The organism is Avibacterium sp. 21-594, from assembly GCF_026226815.1.
GTDB classification, from domain to species: Bacteria; Pseudomonadota; Gammaproteobacteria; order Enterobacterales; family Pasteurellaceae; genus Avibacterium; species Avibacterium avium.
Genome location: NZ_JAKKOC010000001.1, coordinates 200,803 through 221,941, shown reverse-complemented (window position 1 = coordinate 221,941; position 21,139 = coordinate 200,803). Strand labels below are relative to the sequence as shown.

The following is a 21,139-nucleotide window of genomic DNA, read 5'->3' as shown; positions in this document are numbered from 1 at the left end:
GTGAAAGCCAGTTTTTTATTTTCATTATTACCATTAAAAAGTGCGGTAAAAAATTTTGGATTTTTTCACCGCACTTTTGTTTTAATCGTTATTCAATAACAATTATTTTGCAGAGTAATAGCCGCCCATTGCACTATAAACCGCATTTTCACTTTGAATAAGATTATATTTAGCGTTCAAAATAGAAAGCTCAGAATTACGCTCGGTGCTGGCGGCGTTTAGCCATTCTCTTAATTCAGAAATGCCTGCATCATAGCGATTTTTATAATATTGCGTGATACGTTTATTGTAATCATAAGTTTGTTTTAAGTTCGCAAAGTTTTGACGTGCTTGGCTGTAAGCAAAATAATTAGTATCAATATCGTTTAATGCTTTTGTAATACTTTGCTCAAAATTCACTAATGCTAAATCATAGGCTGATTCTGAAATTTTTACGTTCCATTTCACCGTATTCCAGCTCAAGAATGGCAAGCTAATTCCTACCGTTCCGCCAGCGATAGGGGTGTTGAATGCGTTGTCAATTTTATTGCCGCTAGAACCTAAACTTCCGCCCAAGGTAATGGTTGGGAACCAGCTTTTTTGCATTGCTTTAGCATCTTTGAAAGCGCTGTTTAAGCGATATTGATAGCCTTTTACGTCTGGACGATTAGCAATGGCAGAAAGAGGTACATTAAGGTTTACCCCCACATTTTTCACTTTAAGAATATGCGGGTAGTTCACTTTTAATGGATCACTTGGTTTTAAATTCAATAAGTTACGCAATGTGGCTTCTGCTGTTTTCTTTTGCGTTTGGTAATTGATTAAGCTGTTACGCGCTGTTAAAACCGCTTGTTGCGCTTGATCGGAACTTGCGCGATCTGCCACGCCTTGGCGGAATTTATTTTGCATAATGCGGTTAATTTCGGAATAGTAATTGATGGTTTTATTCACGGTGCTAATCGCATCATTTAAGTAACCAAGTTGATAGTAGGTTAAGATCACGGAGTTGATTAATGAAATGCGCGCTGCTTCAAGATCTTGTTCGCTGGCAGCGTGTCGCCATTCTGCAGCAGAAGCAGAATCAGCTAAACGACGCCATAAATCTAGGGTATAACTCACGTTTAATGCACCACCGTGGCTAATCACTGAAGAGCCGCCATCGTGGATATTTTTATTAGCTGAAGAAGACACCGAACCACTGAAATTCGGTACTAAATTTGCGCCGATTAAATTCGCGTTATAAAGTGCCGTATTTACAGCAATGGCTGCTTTGGCTAAATCTTTGTTATTTTCCAAGGCTTGCTCAACTAATTGATTAAGCTGCGGGTCTTTATACAGCGTCCACCAATTTTCTTGAATGTTGTATTGTTTGGTTAATTCTTCATATTGTTGGAAATCTTGTTGTGACGCTTTGTAAGAATCGTCAAGATTCGCACAGCCAGCTAACAGCACAGACAAGCCAATAGCAAGTGAGAGTTTGGATTGTTTTAACATCATTTTTTTCCTTATTAAATAAAATCGTAAGCAAATAAAGTGCGGTGTAATTTTGCCGATTTTTTATTGCCTGATTGTTGAAATTTTATCAAAAAACTATTCCTGAGCTAAAGCGGTAATTGGATTTAATTGCGAAGCATTTTTTGCTGGCATATAGCCAAAAATCACCCCAATTAAGCTTGAGCAGAGCAGAGCGGCGATAATCGAGAAGGTGGAAAAGATCATGGTAAAATCTTTCACCAGCCAATTAAACACGGTGCCTAGCACCATTGATAGCACCACGCCAGTGATGCCACCAATTAAGCAAATCAGCACCGCTTCAATTAAAAATTGTTGCAAGATATTAAATTGTCTTGCGCCAATGGCCATTCGCACGCCAATTTCTTTGGTTCGCTCAGTTACCGAAACCAGCATAATATTCATCACTCCAATGCCACCTACCACAAGGGAAATAATGGCAATGGAAGAAATCAGCAACTTCATTGTGTTTGTGGTGCTTTCAATGGTTTGCTTAATAGTATCGGTGTTAAACACGAAAAAATCTTTTTTGCCGTGGCGCACGGTGAGCAGGCGAGTGAGATCTTTTTCTGCCACTTTAGAACTAATTTCATCACGAATTTTTACCGTGATTGAGCTAATTTTTTGATTGCCCGAAATTTTGTTCATCGCCGTCGTGTAAGGGATATAAATATTTAAACTTGAGCTATTCATTCCCATATTATTGCTCGTTGCTACACCGATGATACGCAATGGCTTTTTATTAATCATCAAAACTTTGCCAAGGGGATTTTGATTGTTGAACACTTCGCGTAATGTGTTTTCATCAATCACCGCCACTTGTTCGCTGTGTTTTACGGCGTCTGCGCTGAAGAATGAGCCTTCAGCCTTGCTTAAACCGCGCACATTAAAATATTGCTCGCCCACGCCACGCACTTGGGCGGTGAAACTTTGGTTGCCGTAAGTGAGCGTGCCGTTCACCGAGCTATTTGGCGTAACACTGGCAATATAGCTTTGTTTGGCAAGCATATCGGCATCCGCCACGGTAAGATTTTGATTTTTCGCTGCGCGCCGATCACCAAAGCCCGTACCGTTATAAATATCCATTGTGTTTGTTCCCATCGCATTGATATTGCTAAGGATTTTTTGTTGCGAGCCGTTTCCCAAGGCAACCACGCAAACTACTGAAGTAATACCAATAATAATCCCTAACATTGTCAGCAGGGAACGTAGTTTATGCGCCACAATGGCTTTAATAGACATTTTGAAAGATTCAACAAATTGATCTTTATAAAATTGTAATCGGCTTTTATTGCTTTGCGGTGCGATGTCTTGTTTTTGTGTAATTTGTTCCGATTTGCGGCGATCTTCAATAATTTTGCCGTCTTTGATCTCAATAATACGATTAGCAAAATTTGCCACGTTTTTATCGTGCGTGACCAAAATAATGGTGTGGCCCTCGCTGTGTAGCTGAGTGAGAATATCCATCACCGTTTCGCCACTTTTGCTATCTAACGCGCCAGTAGGTTCATCGGCTAAAATAATTTCGCCCCCATTCATCAAGGCACGTGCAATACTCACACGCTGTTGTTGCCCGCCTGAAAGCTGATTTGGCTTGTTTTCTAAGCGATCGCCTAAGCCTAATTTTTCTAATAACTGTTTGGCTCGTTGTAGGCGAGTAGGCTGATCAATGCCTGCATAAATGGCAGGAAGTGCCACATTTTCCACCGCACTTAGGGTTGAAAGCAGGTTATAGCGTTGAAAAATAAAACCAAATTTTTTCTGCCGTAAATCAGAAAGCTGATCACGATTGAGTTGGCTGACTTCTAAACCATCGACTTTATAAGAGCCAGATGTCGCTGTATCCAAGCAGCCAATAATATTCATTAAAGTAGATTTGCCTGAACCTGATTGGCCAATAATGGCAATAAAATCGCCTTTTTTGATGTTTAAATTGATGTCTTTTAACACCTGAGTGCGGTTTTCGCCTTCACCGAAAAATTTGTTAATGTGGCTTAATTCAATAATATTCATAAAAAAACCACCGCACTTTATAAAATTCGAGGGCCACGGAATGAATTACCTACTTTTTCATCGCGGGTTACTTGTGAGGAAATCACTTTTTCGCCTTCTGATAAGCCACTTAGAATTTGCGTATTCATACCATCACTTAACCCTGTAACAACTTTGCGTTTTTCTACTTTATTATTATCTATTAAGAGATTAACGAAGGTTTCTTTTCCTTCTTTGTGTAACGTAATTGTCGGAATGAGTAAGGCATTTTGTTCATCGGCAATGATGATTGTATTTTGTGTGGTCATTCCAATGCGTAGTTGGTTATCAGGATTATCTACCAATACATTAGCATAGTAATAAACAGCGCTGGTATCTGACGCACTTTCTTTATATTCATTATCCGTGAGCGTGGTGATGGCAGGATCAACAGAATGAATGGTGGATTGATACACTTTATCTGGATCGGAAAGGGTAGTGAACTCCACTTTCATTCCTGCTTTTACTTTTGTAATATCCCCTTCAGAAATTTCGGGTTTAATTAAAATTTTAGTTAAATCAGCAACTTGTACAATAGTTGGGGTGGTTTGATTCGCATTGACTGTTTGACCTTCAGAGACAGGAATGGAAATGACTGTGCCATCAAGAGGTGAAAGAATTTTTGTGTATGCCAAGTTTGTTTTAGCCGTATCCACCTGAATTTCAGCACGTTGAATGGAGGCTTCCACTTCAGAAATCGCCGCCTTAGCGGCAGATAAATTATTCTTTGCCGCATTCAGTTCATCTAAGGACGTTGATTTACTTGCATATAATTTCGCAAGACGATCATAGGCCGATTTGGCCACATTGTAAGCCACTTGCTTGGCATTAAGCTGAGCTTGATAAGCCTTTAATTCCGCTTGTGCCGAATTTAACGCATTCACTTGATTTTTTGAATCAATTTCTGCGATTAAATCGCCTTGCTTGATGTGCTGTCCTAGTACAACGTGAATTTTTTCAATTTTACCTGAGGCCTGCGCACCGACTTCTACACGATTATAGGCTCGTACCGTGCCAGCAGTAATGACAGATTTTTTTATCTCACCACGATGCACCTGTTCGGTTAAATAGGTGGTTTCTTGTTGATTAGAATGGGTGAAATAACTATAAGCACCAAATACCATTAGCCCAATGGCAAGCAGGGAAAAAATCGTTTTTTTACGCATAAAAACTCCGAGAAAAATAACAACGGTTTTATTTGATGATTATAGTAGAAAATCTTTCTTAAGAAGATCTTAAGAACAATCAATTTACACTGAATGAACGTTCGTTCATTTTTAGGGCGTGAATTGTATCATTTATGCAAGGAAAATCAACCGCACTTTTGAATTCTGCCTGTAAACATAGTAGAATGGACGGCAATTTTTTTACAAAAATCGAGAATATTTTGAGGTCAAAATGAGCCATATTACAGAGAACGAACATCAACCTACCAATTTTATTCGTCATATTATTGATGAAGATTTGGAAGCAGGAAAAGTAAACCACGTTTATACCCGTTTCCCACCAGAACCAAATGGCTATTTACATATTGGTCACGCAAAATCTATCTGTTTAAATTTCGGTATTGCAGAAGATTACAAAGGTTTGTGTAACCTGCGTTTTGACGATACCAACCCGGTTAAAGAAGATGTGGAATATGTGGATTCGATTAAACAGGATGTAGAATGGCTTGGCTTTCATTGGGAAGGTAAAGCACGTTATGCCTCCGATTATTTTGACGCGCTTTATGGTTATGCCATTGAACTGATCGAAAAGGGGCTTGCTTACGTTGATGAACTTTCACCAGAGCAAATGCGTGAATATCGTGGCACATTGACCGAACCGGGAAAAAACAGCCCTTATCGTGATCGTAGCGTGGAAGAAAACTTAGCCTTATTTGAAAAAATGAAAAATGGCGAGTTTGCCGAAGGAAAAGCTAGCTTGCGTGCCAAAATTGATATGGCATCACCGTTTATGGTAATGCGTGATCCGGTGTTATACCGCATTAAATTTGCGGAACACCACAATACAGGGAATAAATGGTGTATTTATCCAATGTACGATTTCACTCATTGTATTTCCGATGCCATTGAGGGCATTACGCATTCATTATGTACCTTGGAATTCCAAGATAACCGCCGTTTATACGATTGGGTGCTTGAGCATATTTCCATTAAACGCCCATTGCCACATCAGTATGAATTTTCACGTTTGAACTTGGAATATACCCTCACGTCTAAGCGTAAATTGTTGAAATTAGTAGAAGATGAAGTGGTTGATGGTTGGAACGATCCGCGTATGCCGACCATTTCAGGTTTACGCCGCCGTGGTTATACGCCAGCGTCAATCCGTGAATTTTGTCGCCGTATTGGGGTAACCAAGCAAGATAACGTGGTGGAATTCAGTGCGTTAGAATCTTGTATTCGTGATGATCTTAACCAAAATGCACCGCGTGCAATGGCGGTGATTAATCCGTTAAAAATCGTGATTGAAAACTTTGACGGACAAGAAATGCTTCCTGCACCAAATCACCCAAATCGCGAAGAATTAGGCCATCGCCAATTGCCATTTACTAAAGAAATTTATATTGATCAAGCGGATTTCCGTGAAGAAGCGAACAAACAATATAAACGTTTAGTATTAGGCAAAGAAGTGCGTTTGCGTAATGCTTATGTGATTAAGGCGGAGCGTGTGGAAAAAGATGCTGCGGGCAACATCACCACCGTTTATTGTACTTATGATCCTGAAACCTTAGGCAAAAATCCTGCGGACGGGCGTAAAGTCAAAGGCGTAATTCATTGGGTTTCTGCCACAGACAATGTGCCAGCTGAATTCCGTTTATACGACAAATTATTCACTGTGCCAAACCCAAGTGCTGCTGAAGAGCTTTACGAAGTGTTAAATCCAAATTCTTTGGTGGTAAAACACGGTTTTGTGGAAAAAAGTTTAGCTAACACACAAGAAGAAAAAGCCTACCAATTTGAACGTGAAGGCTATTTCTGCGCAGACAGCAAAGACAGCCACCCAGAACACCTAATTTTCAACTTAACCGTAAGTTTGAAAGAAGGGTTCTAATTCTTTTCTAAACAATAAGTGCGGTGAAAAATTGAGAAAATTTTTACCGCACTTTTTTATTGAATAATCACAATGCAATTAGACAAAAACTTTTGGCAGCATAAATCGCTGTTAGAAATGAATGAAGCAGAATGGGAAGCCCTGTGCGATGGTTGCGGCAAATGCTGTTATCGTAAATTTATTGAAGGGCGAGGGCGGCGGAAAAAGTTATATTTTACTCGTATTGCCTGCAATTTATTAGATTTAGAAACAGGAAAGTGCGGTAATTATTCGCAACGTTTTCAGCTTGAAGCCGATTGTACCAAACTCACCAAAAAGAATTTGCCTGATTTCCATTGGCTGCCAGCCACCTGTGCCTATCGGTTATTATATGAAAATAAACCACTGTTTGATTGGCATCCGTTAATTTCTGGCGATCCCAATAGCGTAAAGCTCGCGCATATTCCTATTGAAAATGGCATTCACGAAAAAGATGTGATTGATTGGTTTGAGTTTGTGATTGATGATGTCTAATTTGCACTTAGCCTTAAGTGCAAATTATTTTACAGACTGACACTCGGTTTTACTTGAAAGGTAAGATTTAAGGCTTTCATCACTTTTAGTACCGTTGCAAAAGTTGGGTTGCCAGACCCAGATAAAGCTTTATATAATCCTTCTCGGCTAATACCCGTTTCTCTCGATAATTGGCTCATATTCCTTGCTTTGGCAATATCACCAAGTGCAGAAAGAATAAGTTCCATATTATCTTCTTGTAAAACTTCATTCAGATAAAGCTGCATTTCATCTTCATTATTGAGATATTCAGCCACATCAAAATCAGTTAATTTTTCCATTTTCAAACTCCCAGCTCCTTAGCTAATTGTTTGGCTTTTAAAATATCGTTAGATTGAGTGGATTTATCTCCACCACATAACAAAATAACCCATTCACCATTATGATTTTTCAAATATACCCGATAACCTTTTCCTTCAGTAATTCTCAGCTCTGATAAACCCTCACCAATAGGCTTGACATCACCAAAATTGCCAAATGATAAACGTTTTAATCGTGCAAGAATTTTGATTTTCGCACGTTGATCTTTAAGATTTTTTAACCATTTATCAAAGGTTTCAGTACGCTTTATGGAAATCATCGTGATTATTAGGGAATTGAGAATAGATGCATTATAGCGCTAAATCTTTATTTGTAAACTGTAGTTATCAAATTGAATATTTCTTATAATCTGATTTGTCTATGCAAAATTCACTTTATATTTTCCACTTAATACCGAACAATCTTTATTTGACGGAGATCACGAATTTAAAGGAAACCGTTTGCTTTTAACTCATTGATTTGTAGAATGAAGTTAATTCTCCAGTATTTATGGTTGTTGGAAAAGCATATGGATATTAGCGCAACACTTCAAGCAAAGGCTGAGAAATTAGGCATAGCCATTTCTCATTATGATATTGATGGCAATTTGATTTATGCCAATCCAGAGAGTTTGGCGTATTTTATTGAGCTGCTTTCCTTACAGAGAGAAAATCCAGAGGACATAGAAAATAAAAGTGCGGTGCAATTTGATGATGTTTTTGTGGCGCAGGAGGGGGAAACCATTGTTTATGATATTGCACGGTTAAATCTCGACAGCCATATTCTTCAAGTTACCTTATTTAATGAACAACATCAGCCTGTAACGCCACTTTCCTTTTCTAATCATCAACTTTCTTTTCCTGCGCAGCCTTTTGGCTATTATCTTTTACAGCTTTCCAGCCGCGAAAGAAACTACTACGTTCGCCTTTTAGTTAGCCCGAAAACCGCCTATCAACCTGCGATTTTTCAACAGCAAAAAGCGTGGGGCTTGAATGTTCAGCTTTATGGTTTGCGTTCAGCGCGAAATTGGGGGATTGGGGATTTTGCTGATTTGGCTTATTTGGTGGAAAAGGGCGTAATGTATGGGGCGGAATTTATTGGGATTAACCCGCTGCACGCAATGTATTCCGCCGTGCCTGAATGGGCAAGCCCTTATAGTTCAGCATCAAGACGCTATTTGAATTGGCTTTATCTTGCCATTGACGATCTACCTGAATATAAATTGTGTAAATCCGTGCAAAATTGGCTGAATCAAGAGAATATTCAGCAGCAACTTGCGGCCTTACGCCAAGCGGAGCAAGTGAATTATACGGAAATTACGCAGCTAAAATTCACCGCACTTGAGAAACTTTATGCTTATTTCCAACGTAGCCGTGCGGCAAAAATGCAGCAACGACAAAAAGCCTTTGCGGATTTTGTTAAACAACAGGGCAAAGGCTTGTTATATCAAGGCTTATTTGAATGCTTAGATCGCCAAAGTTCCCACCAAGCCATTGAGCAAGAAAATCAAATTGGTTGGCTTGGTTGGAAACAATATCAACAGCTTAATGATAAACAACGGGATAAATTAATCCGTCAGCATAAAGACCAAGTGATGTTTTATTGCTGGCTACAATGGCTGGCGCAAGAACAACTTAATGATCTGCAAACCTTATGCCAAGCGAAAGGAATGAGCTTAGGTATTTATGGCGATTTAGCCGTGAGCAGCTCAAGGGGCAGTGCTGATGTATGGGCTGATCCGCAGCTTTATTGCGTTGATGCTTCTGTGGGCGCACCGCCTGATCCGCTTGGCCCTGTGGGGCAAAATTGGAATATTCCGCCTTACAATCCGACTGAGTTAAAAGCTCGCGGTTTTCAACCTTTTATTGAATTATTGCGGGCCAATATGCAGCATTTTGGTGTGTTACGTATTGATCACATTATGGGGCTGTTCCGCTTGTGGCTTATTCCCCCTGAAAAAAACGCCGCAGATGGGCTTTATGTGCATTATCCTTTTGCTGAATTAATGGCAATTTTAGCCATTGAAAGTCAGCGTAATCAATGCCTTGTGGTGGGCGAGGATTTAGGCACAGTGCCAGATGAAGTGCGGTGGAAATTAAACGAATTTCAGGTTTTTTCCTATTTTGTGCTGTATTTTGAACAGCAGGATTTGCAATATCCTGACAAGCACGCTTTCCCAATTAACGCTTTTGCTACTGTTGGCACGCACGATGTTCCGTCTTTAAGTAGCTTTTGGCATTGTCGTGATCTGGAACTTTTCGCCCAACTTGGCGTGTTACAAGGGGAGGTGGTGAAACAGAAATATGATCAGCGTGTCATTGACAAACAGGCCTTACTCAATAGTCTGCATCGTGATCAATATTTGCCTGATGATTACTGGGGCGATGCGCTCAGTATGGCAATGCACCAAAACTTAATGCGAGTGATCCACCTTTATTTGGCAGAAAGCCAAACCAAGCTCATTGGCGTACAGTTAGAAAATTTATTGGAGCAAGAAATTTCCTTCAATTTACCGGGGACGTCATTGGAATATCCAAATTGGCGAATGAGATTATCTCGTTCCATTGAAGAAATCTTTTCTGACGAAAAAATCACCGCACTTTTAACCGAAATTAACCAAGCGCGTCTGCGATAAGAGGTTTATATGAATAAATTCCTTCCACAAGAAACCATTAATGCGTTTTTCAACGGCACACATTCCGATCCGTTTTCCGTGTTAGGTATGCACGAAACCGAAAAAGGCATTGAAATCCGCGTGTTATTGCCTGATGCGGATAAAGTCGTAATTGTTAATAAAGAAAATCAACAAAAGGTGTGCGAATTAGATTGCCTTGATGAACGTGGCTTTTTCGCCGGTGTAATGCCTGATACGCGCAGTTTTTTTGCTTATCAGCTTGAAGTTTATTGGGGCAATGAGCCACAAATTATTGAAGATCCTTATCGCTTCCACCCAATGATTCAAGAGCTAGATAATTGGTTGTTGGCAGAAGGTTCTCATTTACGTCCTTATGAAATTCTCGGTGCGCATTTTATGGAATGTGAAGGTGTGTCGGGCGTGAATTTCCGTTTATGGGCGCCAAATGCGAAACGGGTTTCTGTGGTGGGCGATTTCAACTATTGGGACGGTCGCCGCCACCCAATGCGTTTTCACGCATCCAGTGGGATTTGGGAATTATTTGTGCCAAAAGCCGCGCTTGGACAACTGTATAAGTTTGAAGTATTAGATTGCAACGATCAACTACGCTTAAAAGCGGATCCTTATGCCTTTAGCTCACAGCTTCGCCCTGATACGGCTTCACAAATTAGCCCATTGCCAGATGTGGTGGAAATGACCGAACAACGCCGCAAAGCGAACCAGTTCGATCAACCGATTTCTATTTATGAAGTGCATTTAGGCTCTTGGCGGCGTAATCTGGAGAATAATTTCTGGCTAGATTATGACCAAATTGCAGACGAGCTTATTCCTTATGTGAAAGAAATGGGCTTTACCCATATTGAATTTCTGCCTTTATCGGAATTTCCATTTGACGGCTCTTGGGGCTATCAACCTATTGGACTTTATTCGCCAACCAGCCGTTTTGGCACACCTGAAGGCTTTAAACGCTTAGTCGATAAAGCTCACGCCGCAGGCATTAATGTGATTTTAGATTGGGTACCGGGGCATTTCCCAAGTGATACCCACGGCTTGGTAGCTTTTGATGGCACGGCGTTGTATGAACACGCCGATCCAAGAGAAGGCTATCATCAGGATTGGAATACCTTAATTTATAACTATGGCCGCCACGAGGTAAAAAACTTCTTATCAGGCAATGCGTTATATTGGCTTGAACGCTTTGGTTTAGATGGCTTGCGTGTCGATGCAGTGGCATCAATGATTTACCGCGATTATAGCCGCGCAGACGGTGAATGGATTCCAAATCAATATGGTGGTCGTGAAAATCTAGAAGCCATTGAGTTTTTAAAACATACCAATTATGTCCTTGGCACGGAAAATGCGGGCGCAATTACCATTGCGGAAGAATCCACCTCCTTTGCTGGCGTAACCCACCCACCGCAAGACGGCGGTTTAGGTTTCCATTTCAAATGGAATATGGGTTGGATGAACGACACCCTTGCCTATATGAAAAGAGATCCGATTTATCGCCAACATCATCACGATCAAATGACCTTTGGAATGATGTATCAATATAGTGAAAACTTTGTGTTGCCACTTTCTCACGATGAAGTTGTACACGGCAAAGGCTCACTGATCGGCAAAATGCCGGGCGATGCGTGGCAACAATTTGCTAATTTGCGTGCTTATTATGGCTATATGTGGGGCTATCCAGGCAAAAAATTGCTCTTTATGGGTAACGAATTTGCGCAAGGGCGTGAATGGAATTATCAAGAAAGCCTAGATTGGTTCTTGCTTGATGAAAGTATTGGCGGTGGCTGGCATAAAGGCGTATTAAATTTAGTGCGAGATTTAAACCGCACTTATCAAAATCACCCAGCGTTATACCAATTAGATTGCGATCCAAAAGGCTTTAACTGGCTTGTGGTGGACGATTATCAAAATTCTGTGTTCGTGTTTGAGCGTTGCAGCCGCGATGATGAGCGCATTATTGTGATCAGTAACTTCACACCAGTGCCACGTTATGATTATCGCTTTGGCGTGAATGAAGCGGGCGTGTATGAAGAAATTCTTAATACGGATTCTTATTTCTACCAAGGTTCTAACGTAGGCAACCAAGGGGAAGTGGTGAGTGAAGAAATTCCAAGCCACGATAAAGATCATTCTATTTCCGTAACCATTCCGCCATTGGCAACCATTTATTTAAAATGGAAAAAGCCAGCAAAAAGTGCAAAAAAAGCGCAAAGTACAAAAGTAGAAAAAGTGAAAAAAGCTGAAAAAACGGATACAGCGGAAAAAGGGCAAAAGGCGAAAACAGCGAAAGCTGAAAAAGTGGCAAATGTAACAAAAGCCAATACAGCTAAAAGCAAAAAAGCCACGAAGAAAAAAGCATAAGTAAAACGGATAAATGGATAGCACAATGATCAGCACAGCAGTAGGAAAGCCTTATCCCTTAGGAAGTAGCGTTGAAATTTTGCAATATGATTCAGGTAAGAAAAAAGAGGGGTGGAATTTTGCCTTATTTTCTTCCTGTGCAGAGAACGTCAAATTATGTTTATTTTTTGACGGACAAGAATTGCCACTGGAAATGTACCAAAGCGGTGATGTTTGGCATTTGTGGGTGGGCGATCTGCCTTATGGCACGCAATATGGCTTTCGTATTACGGGAAAAGACGGCGCATTGTGCAACCCACAAAAATTAATGCTTGATCCTTATGCCAAAGCGGTTATTGGCAAGCCAGATTTAAGTAGCGATGAAAAACGGCAATGGTTTTTGCTTAGTGATCTGAGAGATAACGCCCATCTTGCCCCAAAAGCCGTATTGGAAAGCGAAGCGTTTGATTGGCAAGGTGATAAACCCTTAGCTACACCTTGGGCAGAAACCATTATTTATGAATTGCACGTTAAAGGTTTCACGCAACTGAGAGAAGATTTGCCTGAAGCCATTCGTGGCACTTATGCGGGGTTAGCACACCCCACAATGATTGCCTATTTAAAAGAACTCGGCATAAGTGCTGTGGAAATTTTGCCAATAAATTATCACCTTGATGAACCCCATTTACAGGAAAAAGGCTTAGCCAATTATTGGGGATACAGCCCTTTAGCGATGTTTGCGGTGGAATCGGAATATTGGTCGGGACAAGCTGACACAACGCCATTAAGCGAATTTAAAACAATGGTTCGCGCACTTCACCAAGCGGGCATTGAAGTGATTTTAGATGTGGTATTCAACCACAGTATGGAATCAGAAAAACATTTTCCAACCTTTAGCCAGCGTGGAATTGATGATCGGGCTTACTATTGGCAAAACGAGCAGGGTGAATATCTAAACGCCACAGGCTGCGGCAATACCTTAAATTTAGCCAATGATATTACTCGCCGCTGGGTGTTGGATTGCTTAATTTATTGGGTGGAAGAATGTCATATTGACGGTTTCCGTTTTGATCTCGCCACAGTGTTAGGCAGAGAAACCCCAGCTTTTAACCCACAGGCACAGCTGTTTGCAGAAATCGCGCAAGAGCCACGTTTACAGCACTGTAAATTTATTGCAGAACCTTGGGACATTGGCGAGGGGGGCTATCAAGTAGGCAATTTCCCGAGCTATTTTGCCGAATGGAACGATCGTTTCCGTGATGATATGTGTCGTTTTTGGCTGTGGAAAAGTGGCGAATTAGGCGGTTTTGCTCAGCGTTTCGCAGGTTCAAGCGATATTTATCAAAATGGCGACCGTAAGCCACATAATTCGGTGAATTTTATCACGGCACACGATGGCTTCACCCTGCGCGATCTTACCAGTTATAACGAAAAACATAATCTTGCCAATGGCGAGCAAAACCGTGATGGGCGTAACGAAAATTATAGTTATAACCACGGCATAGAGGGCGTGGAAAATATCCCTGATGACGTGAAATACCAACGATTTTTAAGTGCTTGTGGCTTGCTAGGCAGTTTATTGTTAGCCAATGGCACGCCAATGCTGCTAGCTGGTGATGAATTTGGGCATAGCCAACAAGGCAACAATAACGCCTATTGCCAAGATAACGAAATCACTTGGTTAAATTGGCAGGAATTTCAACCGCACTTATTTGAAGCGGTAAAACAATTTATTGCATTGCGTAAAACGATCCCAAGCCTACAACGGGATCAATGGTGGACAGATGAAAACGTGCAATGGCGCAATCCACAAGGGGAATTAATGCGTGTGGAAGATTGGCACAATCCCCATAGCAAAGCAATGCAAATTCAATTAGATGAAGATTGGTTACTTTTAATCAATGCAAAAGCAGAATTACAAACATTCTTGTTGCCTGAAGGGAAATGGGAAGTTGTATATTGTGGTGCGTCAGTACAAATGCAAGGAAATCGATGGGCTGTAAATGATCTCGCATTCGTATGTTGCACGAGAAAAAAGGAAATGACTATTGAGCAATCAATAAATTAATGCGAGGAAAATGCAATGAGCAACAGTATTTCAAAATCACCCAATAAATATGATCTTGTGAAAGATACCTTGGTATTAATTTTAGCGGGAGGACGCGGTTCACGGCTTTATGAACTCACCGATAAACGGGCAAAACCAGCACTTTATTTTGGCGGCAACAGACGAATTATTGATTTTGCCTTATCCAACTGTATTAACTCAGGGCTAAACCATATTGGTGTGGTTACCCAATATGCAGCACATTCATTACTACGCCATTTACAAAAAGGCTGGTCGTTCTTGCCACAAGAGCGTGGTGAGTTTATTGATATGTTGCCAGCACGTCAGCAAATTGATGATTCCACTTGGTATCGTGGCACGGCAGATGCGGTGTATCAAAATATGGCGATTATTCGTGATCATTACTGCCCGAAATATATTTTAATCTTAGCAGGCGACCATATTTATAAACAAGATTATAGCCAAATGTTGCTCGATCACGTTTCAAGCAATGCAAAATGTACCGTTGGCTGTATTGAAGTGGAGCGTGAAAAAGCCTGTGAATTTGGGGTAATGGCGGTAGATGAAAATCTTAAAGTCAAAGCTTTCGTTGAAAAACCAAAAGATCCTCCAGCAATGGCAGGCAAACCAAATGTGTCTTTGGCTTCAATGGGGATTTATGTGTTTAACGCCGATTACCTCTACGATATTTTAGAGCGTGAAGTGAACACCCCTTATACTTCTCACGATTTCGGTAAAGATGTGTTGCCAAAATGTTTAGAAGAAGGCACGCTTTATGCCCACCCATTTAGCCGTTCTTGTATGGGACGCAACACCGATGGCGAAATTTACTGGCGTGATGTAGGAACATTGGACAGCTTCTGGCAATCCAACATTGACTTGGTTTCTGAAAATCCACAGTTGGATATTTATGATCAGCGCTGGCCAATTCGTGGTAACCCAACGCAAACTTATCCGTCAAAATTCTTTTATAGCAAATCAGACATTAAACCAGTAGATAACTGTTTGATTTCGGGCGGTTGTGTGATTACCGATGCGTCCATTAGCTATTCTGTTCTGTTTGATCGCGTTACCGTGCAAGAGGGCTCATTGGTGGATCACAGCGTAGTGCTACCGCAAGTTACCATTGGTAAAAACTGTACGCTCAAACGCTGTATCATCGATCGCCACAGTGTGATTCCAGATGGAATGCAAATTGGCGTGGATTTAGAACTGGATAGCAAACGCTTTAGAGTGAGTAGCGGCGGCGTTGTGCTAGTTACCGCTTCAATGTTAAAGAAGCTCAATGGTGAAAAAATCGCCTTTGAAGCCCATTTAGATTAATACAAAGCCAAGAGAAGTGCGGTGGAATTTTTATGAATTTTCACCGTATTTCTCTGTTTTAAGGAATAAAAAAGAATGAGAGTTTTACACGTTTGTTCAGAACTTTATCCGTTACTCAAAACAGGCGGATTAGCTGATGTGATGGGAGCATTGCCTTTTGCGCAACAGCAAATTGGAATGGACACCCGAATTTTACTGCCTGCTTATCCTGCCATTGCCGCAGGTATTCCTAACACCGTTGTGGTAGCGGAATTTGATAATTTTGCTGGGCATATTGTGCTGCGTTATGGCGAATATAACGGACTAGGGGTTTATTTAATTGATGCGCCACATTTGTATGCCAGAGAGGGTAATCCTTACCACGATCAATGGTATAACGATTATGCCGATAACTATAAACGCTTTGCTTTGCTCGGTTGGGTTGGAGCAGAGCTTGCGGTGGGCTTAGATGCGTGGTGGCAAGCGGAAGTGGTGCACGCGCACGATTGGCACGCTGGATTAACCAGTGCCTATTTAGCGCTTAAAGGCCGTCCTGCAAAATCGGTATTTACCATTCATAATCTCGCTTATCAGGGCGTGTTTTCTTATCACCATTTGTTTGAGCTAGGTCTACCGTTGGAAATGTTCCATATTGATGGCTTAGAGTTACACGGACAAATTTCTTATTTGAAATCAGGGCTTTATTATTCCGATGTGGTTACCGCTGTTAGCCCAACCTATGCCAAAGAAATCACCACACCAGAATTTGGCTACGGTTTGCAAGGGTTGCTACAAACCTTAGCGCATCAAGGGCGCTTAGTCGGTATTCTGAATGGGGTTGATGAGCAAATTTGGAACCCGAATGTGGATCAGTACATTGAAGATCATTACAAATTAAAAGCAATGACAGGGAAACGCAAAAATAAAGAAAAATTGCAGGCCTATTTCAATCTTCCACAACAGCCTGATGCCTTGTTATTTGTTATGGTTACCCGTTTAACGGAACAAAAAGGCGTAGATTTACTTATTCAAAGTGCCGAAACCATTGTACAACAAGGCGGTCAGCTTGCTTTACTTGGCTCAGGCGCACCGCATTTAGAAGAAGGATTACGCCACCTTGCAGAACGTTATCCTGAAAATATCGCAGTAAAAATTGGTTACGATGAAGCCTTATCACACCTAATTATTGCGGGTGGTGATGTGATTTTAGTACCAAGCCGTTTTGAGCCTTGTGGCTTAACCCAACTTTATGGCTTGAAATACGGCACGTTACCATTAGTGCGCGCCACAGGCGGCTTGGCGGATACAGTGGTGGATAGCTATTCTGAAAATATCAAAGCACGCAAAGCCACAGGATTTGTATTTAATGATGCTGATGCAGATGGGCTACGCTGGGCGATTAACAACGCCTTTGCACTTTGGCAAAAACAACGCCTATGGCAAAGCGTGCGTGTGGTTGCAATGGAGCAAGATTTCAGCTGGCAAATTGCAGCAAGACATTATCAAGATTTATATCAACGTATTTTATAGCGTCATTATATTTTGCCTAAAATCTAAGTGCGGTGGAAAAATCTGCGATTTTAGGCTAATTTTTGTTGTGTTTTTATGCGAAAAGGATAAAAATACGCCGATTTTAAATTGAAATAAATTAGGAGAGCCACTTATGACAATGGATAATATCGATTTTCCATTTTCTTATAACCAACCTGAGCAAACCACAGAATCGCTGAAAAAAGCGATTGTGTATAAATTGATTTTCTTAATTGGACGCTCACCACAAGAAGCAAGCCAACGTGATTGGCTAAACGCCACCCTTTATGCAGTGCGTGATCTTGTTACAGAGGGCTGGATTTCTACTGCCCGTCAATCCCGTGATGAAAAAACACGCCGTGTTTATTATTTATCAATGGAATATTTAATGGGACGCACCCTCTCTAATGCATTGATAGCAGAGGGCGTTTACACCCTTGCTAAAGATGCGTTAGCAGAGCTTGATGTAGATTTAGAAGAGATCATCGAAAAAGAAGTTGATCCCGGTTTAGGTAACGGTGGTTTAGGGCGCTTAGCTGCGTGCTTTATGGATTCGATTGCCACCCTTGCAATCCCTGGTATGGGTTATGGTATTCGTTATGAATACGGAATGTTCCAACAAGCTATTGAAGACGGCAAACAGGTAGAAAAACCTGATGCGTGGTTAGAAAAAGGCGCGCCTTGGGAATTTATTCGTCCATCTAAACGTTTCAATATCCAATTCGGTGGACATATTCATTTTGAAGGCAAAAAATGTGTGTGGGATAGCAAGGAAGAAATTGTCGCATTGGCTTATGACCAAATGATCCCTGGCTATGCCAATGACAGCGCCGCAACTTTACGTTTATGGAGCGCCCACGCAGGGGATTCTTTCAACTTGGCAGAATTTAACCGTGGTGATTATTTCCGTGCGGTAGAACAACGTGCTGCTAGCGAAAACGTTTCTCGCGTGTTATACCCTGATGATTCCACTTGGGCAGGACGTGAATTGCGTTTACGCCAAGAGTATTTCTTAGTTTCCGCATCATTACAAGATATTATCAAACGTCACAAACGCACTCACGGCAGCGTGAAAAATCTTGCCGATAAAGTGGCAATCCACTTAAATGATACCCACCCAGCCTTAGCTATTCCTGAATTAATGTATATTCTAGTGGATAAAGAAGGCTATGATTGGAAAACCGCGTGGGATATGTGCCGCCGTATTTTCTCTTACACTTGCCACACCTTGATGTCGGAAGCATTAGAAACTTGGCCAGTGGAAATGATGGCGAAAATCTTACCGCGCCATTTACAAATTATTTTTGAAATCAATGATTATTTCTTAGAATATGTCCGCACTTATGTAACCACAGACGATGATTTCATTCGCCGCGTGTCTTTAATTGAAGAAGGCGATGTACGCAAAGTGCGTATGGGCTGGTTATCTGTTGTGGGATCGCACAAAGTCAATGGGGTAGCGGCAATCCATTCAGATTTAATGGTTACTTCAACCTTTGCGGATTTTGCTCATATTTACCCAGAACGCTTCACTAACGTTACCAATGGTATTACACCACGCCGTTGGATTGCAGTGGCAAACCCAGATTTATCCGCATTATTTGATCGTTATATTGGCACGGAATGGCGTCGTGATCTGAGCTTATTAAATGAGTTCAAAGCACATATTGAGGATCCAGAAGTGCAAAAAGCTATTCCTGCAATTAAACGTGCCAACAAAGTTCGCTTAGCGGATTATGTGAAAAAAGAATTAGGCATTGAACTCAATCCAGATGCTTTATTTGACGTACAAGTAAAACGTATTCACGAATACAAACGCCAAATTCTCAATGTATTACACATCATCGCACGCTATAACGAAATGCTCGAACACCCTGAAAAAGATTGGACGCCACGCGTGTTTATTCTGGCGGGGAAAGCGGCTTCAGCCTATTACGCAGCGAAACAAACCATTAACTTAATTAACGATGTGGCCAAAGTCATCAATAACGATGAGCGTTTACAAGGCCGCTTAAAAGTGGTGTTTATCCCGAATTACAGCGTCAGCCTTGCGCAAATTATCATTCCAGCGGCCGATATTTCTGAACAAATTTCCCTTGCAGGAACAGAAGCGTCAGGCACAAGTAATATGAAATTTGCCCTCAACGGTGCATTAACCTTGGGAACATTGGACGGTGCAAACGTAGAGATCTTAGAAAACGTGGGTGAAGACAACATTTTCATCTTTGGGCATACCGTAGAACAGGTGGAAGAGTTACGTCGTAACGGCTACCGCCCATACGATATTTACCAAAGCAATGAACAATTACGCCGTGTGATTGACCAAATCACGTCAGGATTATTCTCGCCGAATGATCCGCATCGTTATCAAGATTTGCTTAACGGCTTGTGTTATCACGACTATTATCAATCCTTTGCTGATTTCCAAAGCTATGTGGAAGCTCAAAAACGGGTTGATGAAAAATACCGTGATCAAAAGGCTTGGACAAACAGTGCGTTACAAAATATCGTCAATATGAGTTTCTTCTCATCAGACAGAACCATTGAAGAATATGCGAAAAAAATCTGGAAAATTCATCCACTTAAATTAAGCTAAATCTTCATTAAAAACAGTTAGGGCGAAAAATTCGCCCTAATTTTTTACCGCACTTTTGTTATTTTCGATTTACCTTAAAAACAGGTAAAATATTGCCAATTTTGCACCGCACTTTATCCATTATTTTTTCCAGAAATTTACGCCACAATGTCAAAAACAAGAAAAATCATTCATATTGATATGGATTGCTTTTATGCTTCTATTGAGTTGCGTGATAAACCGCATTTTAAAGGCAAACCTGTGGCGGTGGGCGGTTCATCTGAGCAACGTGGCGTGTTAAGCACTTGCAATTATGAAGCTAGAAAATTTGGTTTACATAGCGCAATGCCAACGGCACAAGCCTTGAAACGTTGCCCAAATTTGATTTTATTGCCTGTGAATATGCCGTTGTATAAACAGGTATCGCAACAAATTCAGCAAATATTTCATCGTTATACCCATTTGGTTGAACCCTTATCTTTAGATGAAGCCTATTTAGATGTCACGGATTGTCAGCAATGTTCCGGCTCAGCCACTTGGATCGCACAAGAAATCCGCCAAACCATTTTTGCTGAAACCCAGCTTACCGCGTCTGCTGGTGTAGCACCGTTAAAATTTCTGGCCAAAATCGCTTCTGATAAAAATAAGCCGAATGGGCAATTTGTGATCGAGCCAGATGATGTGGACGAATTCGTTCGCAACCTGCCGCTCAGTGCCATTCCCGGTGTGGGGAAAGTAACCACCCAGCGTTTATTGGAAATGGGCTTAAAAACCTGTGCCGATGTGCAACAATTTGAACAGCATTTATTGCTCAATCAACTCGGCAAGAGCGGACAGCGTATTTGGAATTTTAGCCACGCCATTGATGAAAGGGAAGTGCAGCCTGAGCGGTTACGTAAATCCGTAGGGGTGGAAACCACGTTATTGAAAAATATCACCGCACTTGAACAAGGTGAGGCCGTGTTAAATCAGCTTTATGAGCAATTAGTGCGTCGTGTACAGCGTGCTTGCCCTGATTTGCCTTTGCAAAAATTACGCAAAATTGGCGTGAAATTAAAATTCGATGATTTCCAAATCACCACCTTAGAAAAAAGTGCGGTGGATTTTTCGCAAGAAAATTTCCGTGCCTTATTGGCGCAAATTTGGCAGCGCCGTCAAGATAAATCCATTCGATTAATCGGCTTACAGGTTAATTTACCCGAGCAACAAGAAGAAAAACAGATGAGTTTATGGGAAAACTGATCTG

Annotated in this window: 14 protein-coding genes; 9 read left to right on the top strand and 5 right to left on the bottom strand. The window is 41.1% G+C overall.

The window, feature by feature from the left end:
• Positions 1 to 102 precede the first annotated feature (102 nt).
• The 3 genes from tdeA to L5B76_RS01060 all read right to left on the bottom strand — a co-directional run bounded on the left by tdeA (position 103) and on the right by L5B76_RS01060 (position 4,688).
• The gene (gene tdeA, locus L5B76_RS01070) at positions 103 to 1,473 is read right to left on the bottom strand and encodes a toxin/drug exporter TdeA (protein ID WP_265755501.1); all 1,371 of its coding nucleotides are present in this window, start codon (positions 1,471 to 1,473) and stop codon (positions 103 to 105) included.
• Between the two features lie 96 nt (positions 1,474 to 1,569).
• Complete coding sequence (locus L5B76_RS01065; RefSeq protein ID WP_265753902.1) at positions 1,570 to 3,504, bottom strand: MacB family efflux pump subunit; 1,935 nt, start codon at positions 3,502 to 3,504, stop codon at positions 1,570 to 1,572.
• A gap of 17 nt (positions 3,505 to 3,521) precedes the next feature.
• The gene (locus L5B76_RS01060) at positions 3,522 to 4,688 is read right to left on the bottom strand and encodes an efflux RND transporter periplasmic adaptor subunit (RefSeq protein WP_265753901.1); all 1,167 of its coding nucleotides are present in this window, start codon (positions 4,686 to 4,688) and stop codon (positions 3,522 to 3,524) included.
• Positions 4,689 to 4,920: 232 nt separating this feature from the next.
• On the opposite strand from L5B76_RS01060, the gene glnS reads away from it, so the two are divergent.
• Entirely contained in the window at positions 4,921 to 6,579 is a 1,659-nt protein-coding gene (glnS, locus tag L5B76_RS01055; RefSeq protein ID WP_265753900.1) for a glutamine--tRNA ligase, read from the top strand.
• 72 nt (positions 6,580 to 6,651) lie between these two features.
• Positions 6,652 to 7,092, top strand: a complete 441-nt coding sequence (locus tag L5B76_RS01050; RefSeq protein WP_265753899.1) for a YcgN family cysteine cluster protein — start codon at positions 6,652 to 6,654, stop codon at positions 7,090 to 7,092.
• 29 nt (positions 7,093 to 7,121) lie between these two features.
• Here the strand turns inward: L5B76_RS01050 and L5B76_RS01045 are convergent, their stop codons facing one another.
• Together L5B76_RS01045 and L5B76_RS01040 are read right to left on the bottom strand one after the other, a co-directional pair.
• Positions 7,122 to 7,412 (bottom strand): addiction module antidote protein, encoded by a 291-nt coding sequence (locus tag L5B76_RS01045; protein ID WP_115249659.1) that lies wholly within the window; start codon positions 7,410 to 7,412, stop codon positions 7,122 to 7,124.
• A gap of 2 nt (positions 7,413 to 7,414) precedes the next feature.
• Entirely contained in the window at positions 7,415 to 7,711 is a 297-nt protein-coding gene (locus L5B76_RS01040) for a type II toxin-antitoxin system RelE/ParE family toxin (RefSeq protein WP_194751429.1), read from the bottom strand.
• Between the two features lie 249 nt (positions 7,712 to 7,960).
• Here L5B76_RS01040 and malQ point away from each other — a divergent pair, with 249 nt between their 5' ends.
• The 7 genes from malQ to dinB all read left to right on the top strand — a co-directional run bounded on the left by malQ (position 7,961) and on the right by dinB (position 21,135).
• On the top strand, positions 7,961 to 10,066 hold the full coding sequence (gene malQ / locus L5B76_RS01035; protein ID WP_265755500.1) for a 4-alpha-glucanotransferase: 2,106 nt from the start codon (positions 7,961 to 7,963) through the stop codon (positions 10,064 to 10,066).
• A gap of 9 nt (positions 10,067 to 10,075) precedes the next feature.
• A complete protein-coding gene (glgB, locus tag L5B76_RS01030; RefSeq protein WP_265753898.1) occupies positions 10,076 to 12,439 on the top strand; it encodes a 1,4-alpha-glucan branching protein GlgB in 2,364 nt (787 codons plus the stop codon).
• Between the two features lie 25 nt (positions 12,440 to 12,464).
• Positions 12,465 to 14,486, top strand: a complete 2,022-nt coding sequence (glgX, locus tag L5B76_RS01025; protein WP_265753897.1) for a glycogen debranching protein GlgX — start codon at positions 12,465 to 12,467, stop codon at positions 14,484 to 14,486.
• Between the two features lie 15 nt (positions 14,487 to 14,501).
• Positions 14,502 to 15,809: a glucose-1-phosphate adenylyltransferase gene (glgC, locus tag L5B76_RS01020; RefSeq protein WP_103852863.1), complete on the top strand. Its 1,308-nt coding sequence runs from the start codon at positions 14,502 to 14,504 to the stop codon at positions 15,807 to 15,809.
• A 75-nt stretch (positions 15,810 to 15,884) separates the two neighbouring features.
• Positions 15,885 to 17,318 (top strand): glycogen synthase GlgA, encoded by a 1,434-nt coding sequence (gene glgA / locus L5B76_RS01015; protein WP_265753896.1) that lies wholly within the window; start codon positions 15,885 to 15,887, stop codon positions 17,316 to 17,318.
• 133 nt (positions 17,319 to 17,451) lie between these two features.
• A complete protein-coding gene (locus L5B76_RS01010; RefSeq protein WP_265753895.1) occupies positions 17,452 to 19,914 on the top strand; it encodes a glycogen/starch/alpha-glucan phosphorylase in 2,463 nt (820 codons plus the stop codon).
• 147 nt (positions 19,915 to 20,061) lie between these two features.
• Positions 20,062 to 21,135, top strand: coding sequence for a DNA polymerase IV (gene dinB, locus L5B76_RS01005; RefSeq protein ID WP_265753894.1), 1,074 nt, complete (start codon positions 20,062 to 20,064; stop codon positions 21,133 to 21,135).
• Positions 21,136 to 21,139: the final 4 nt, after the last annotated feature.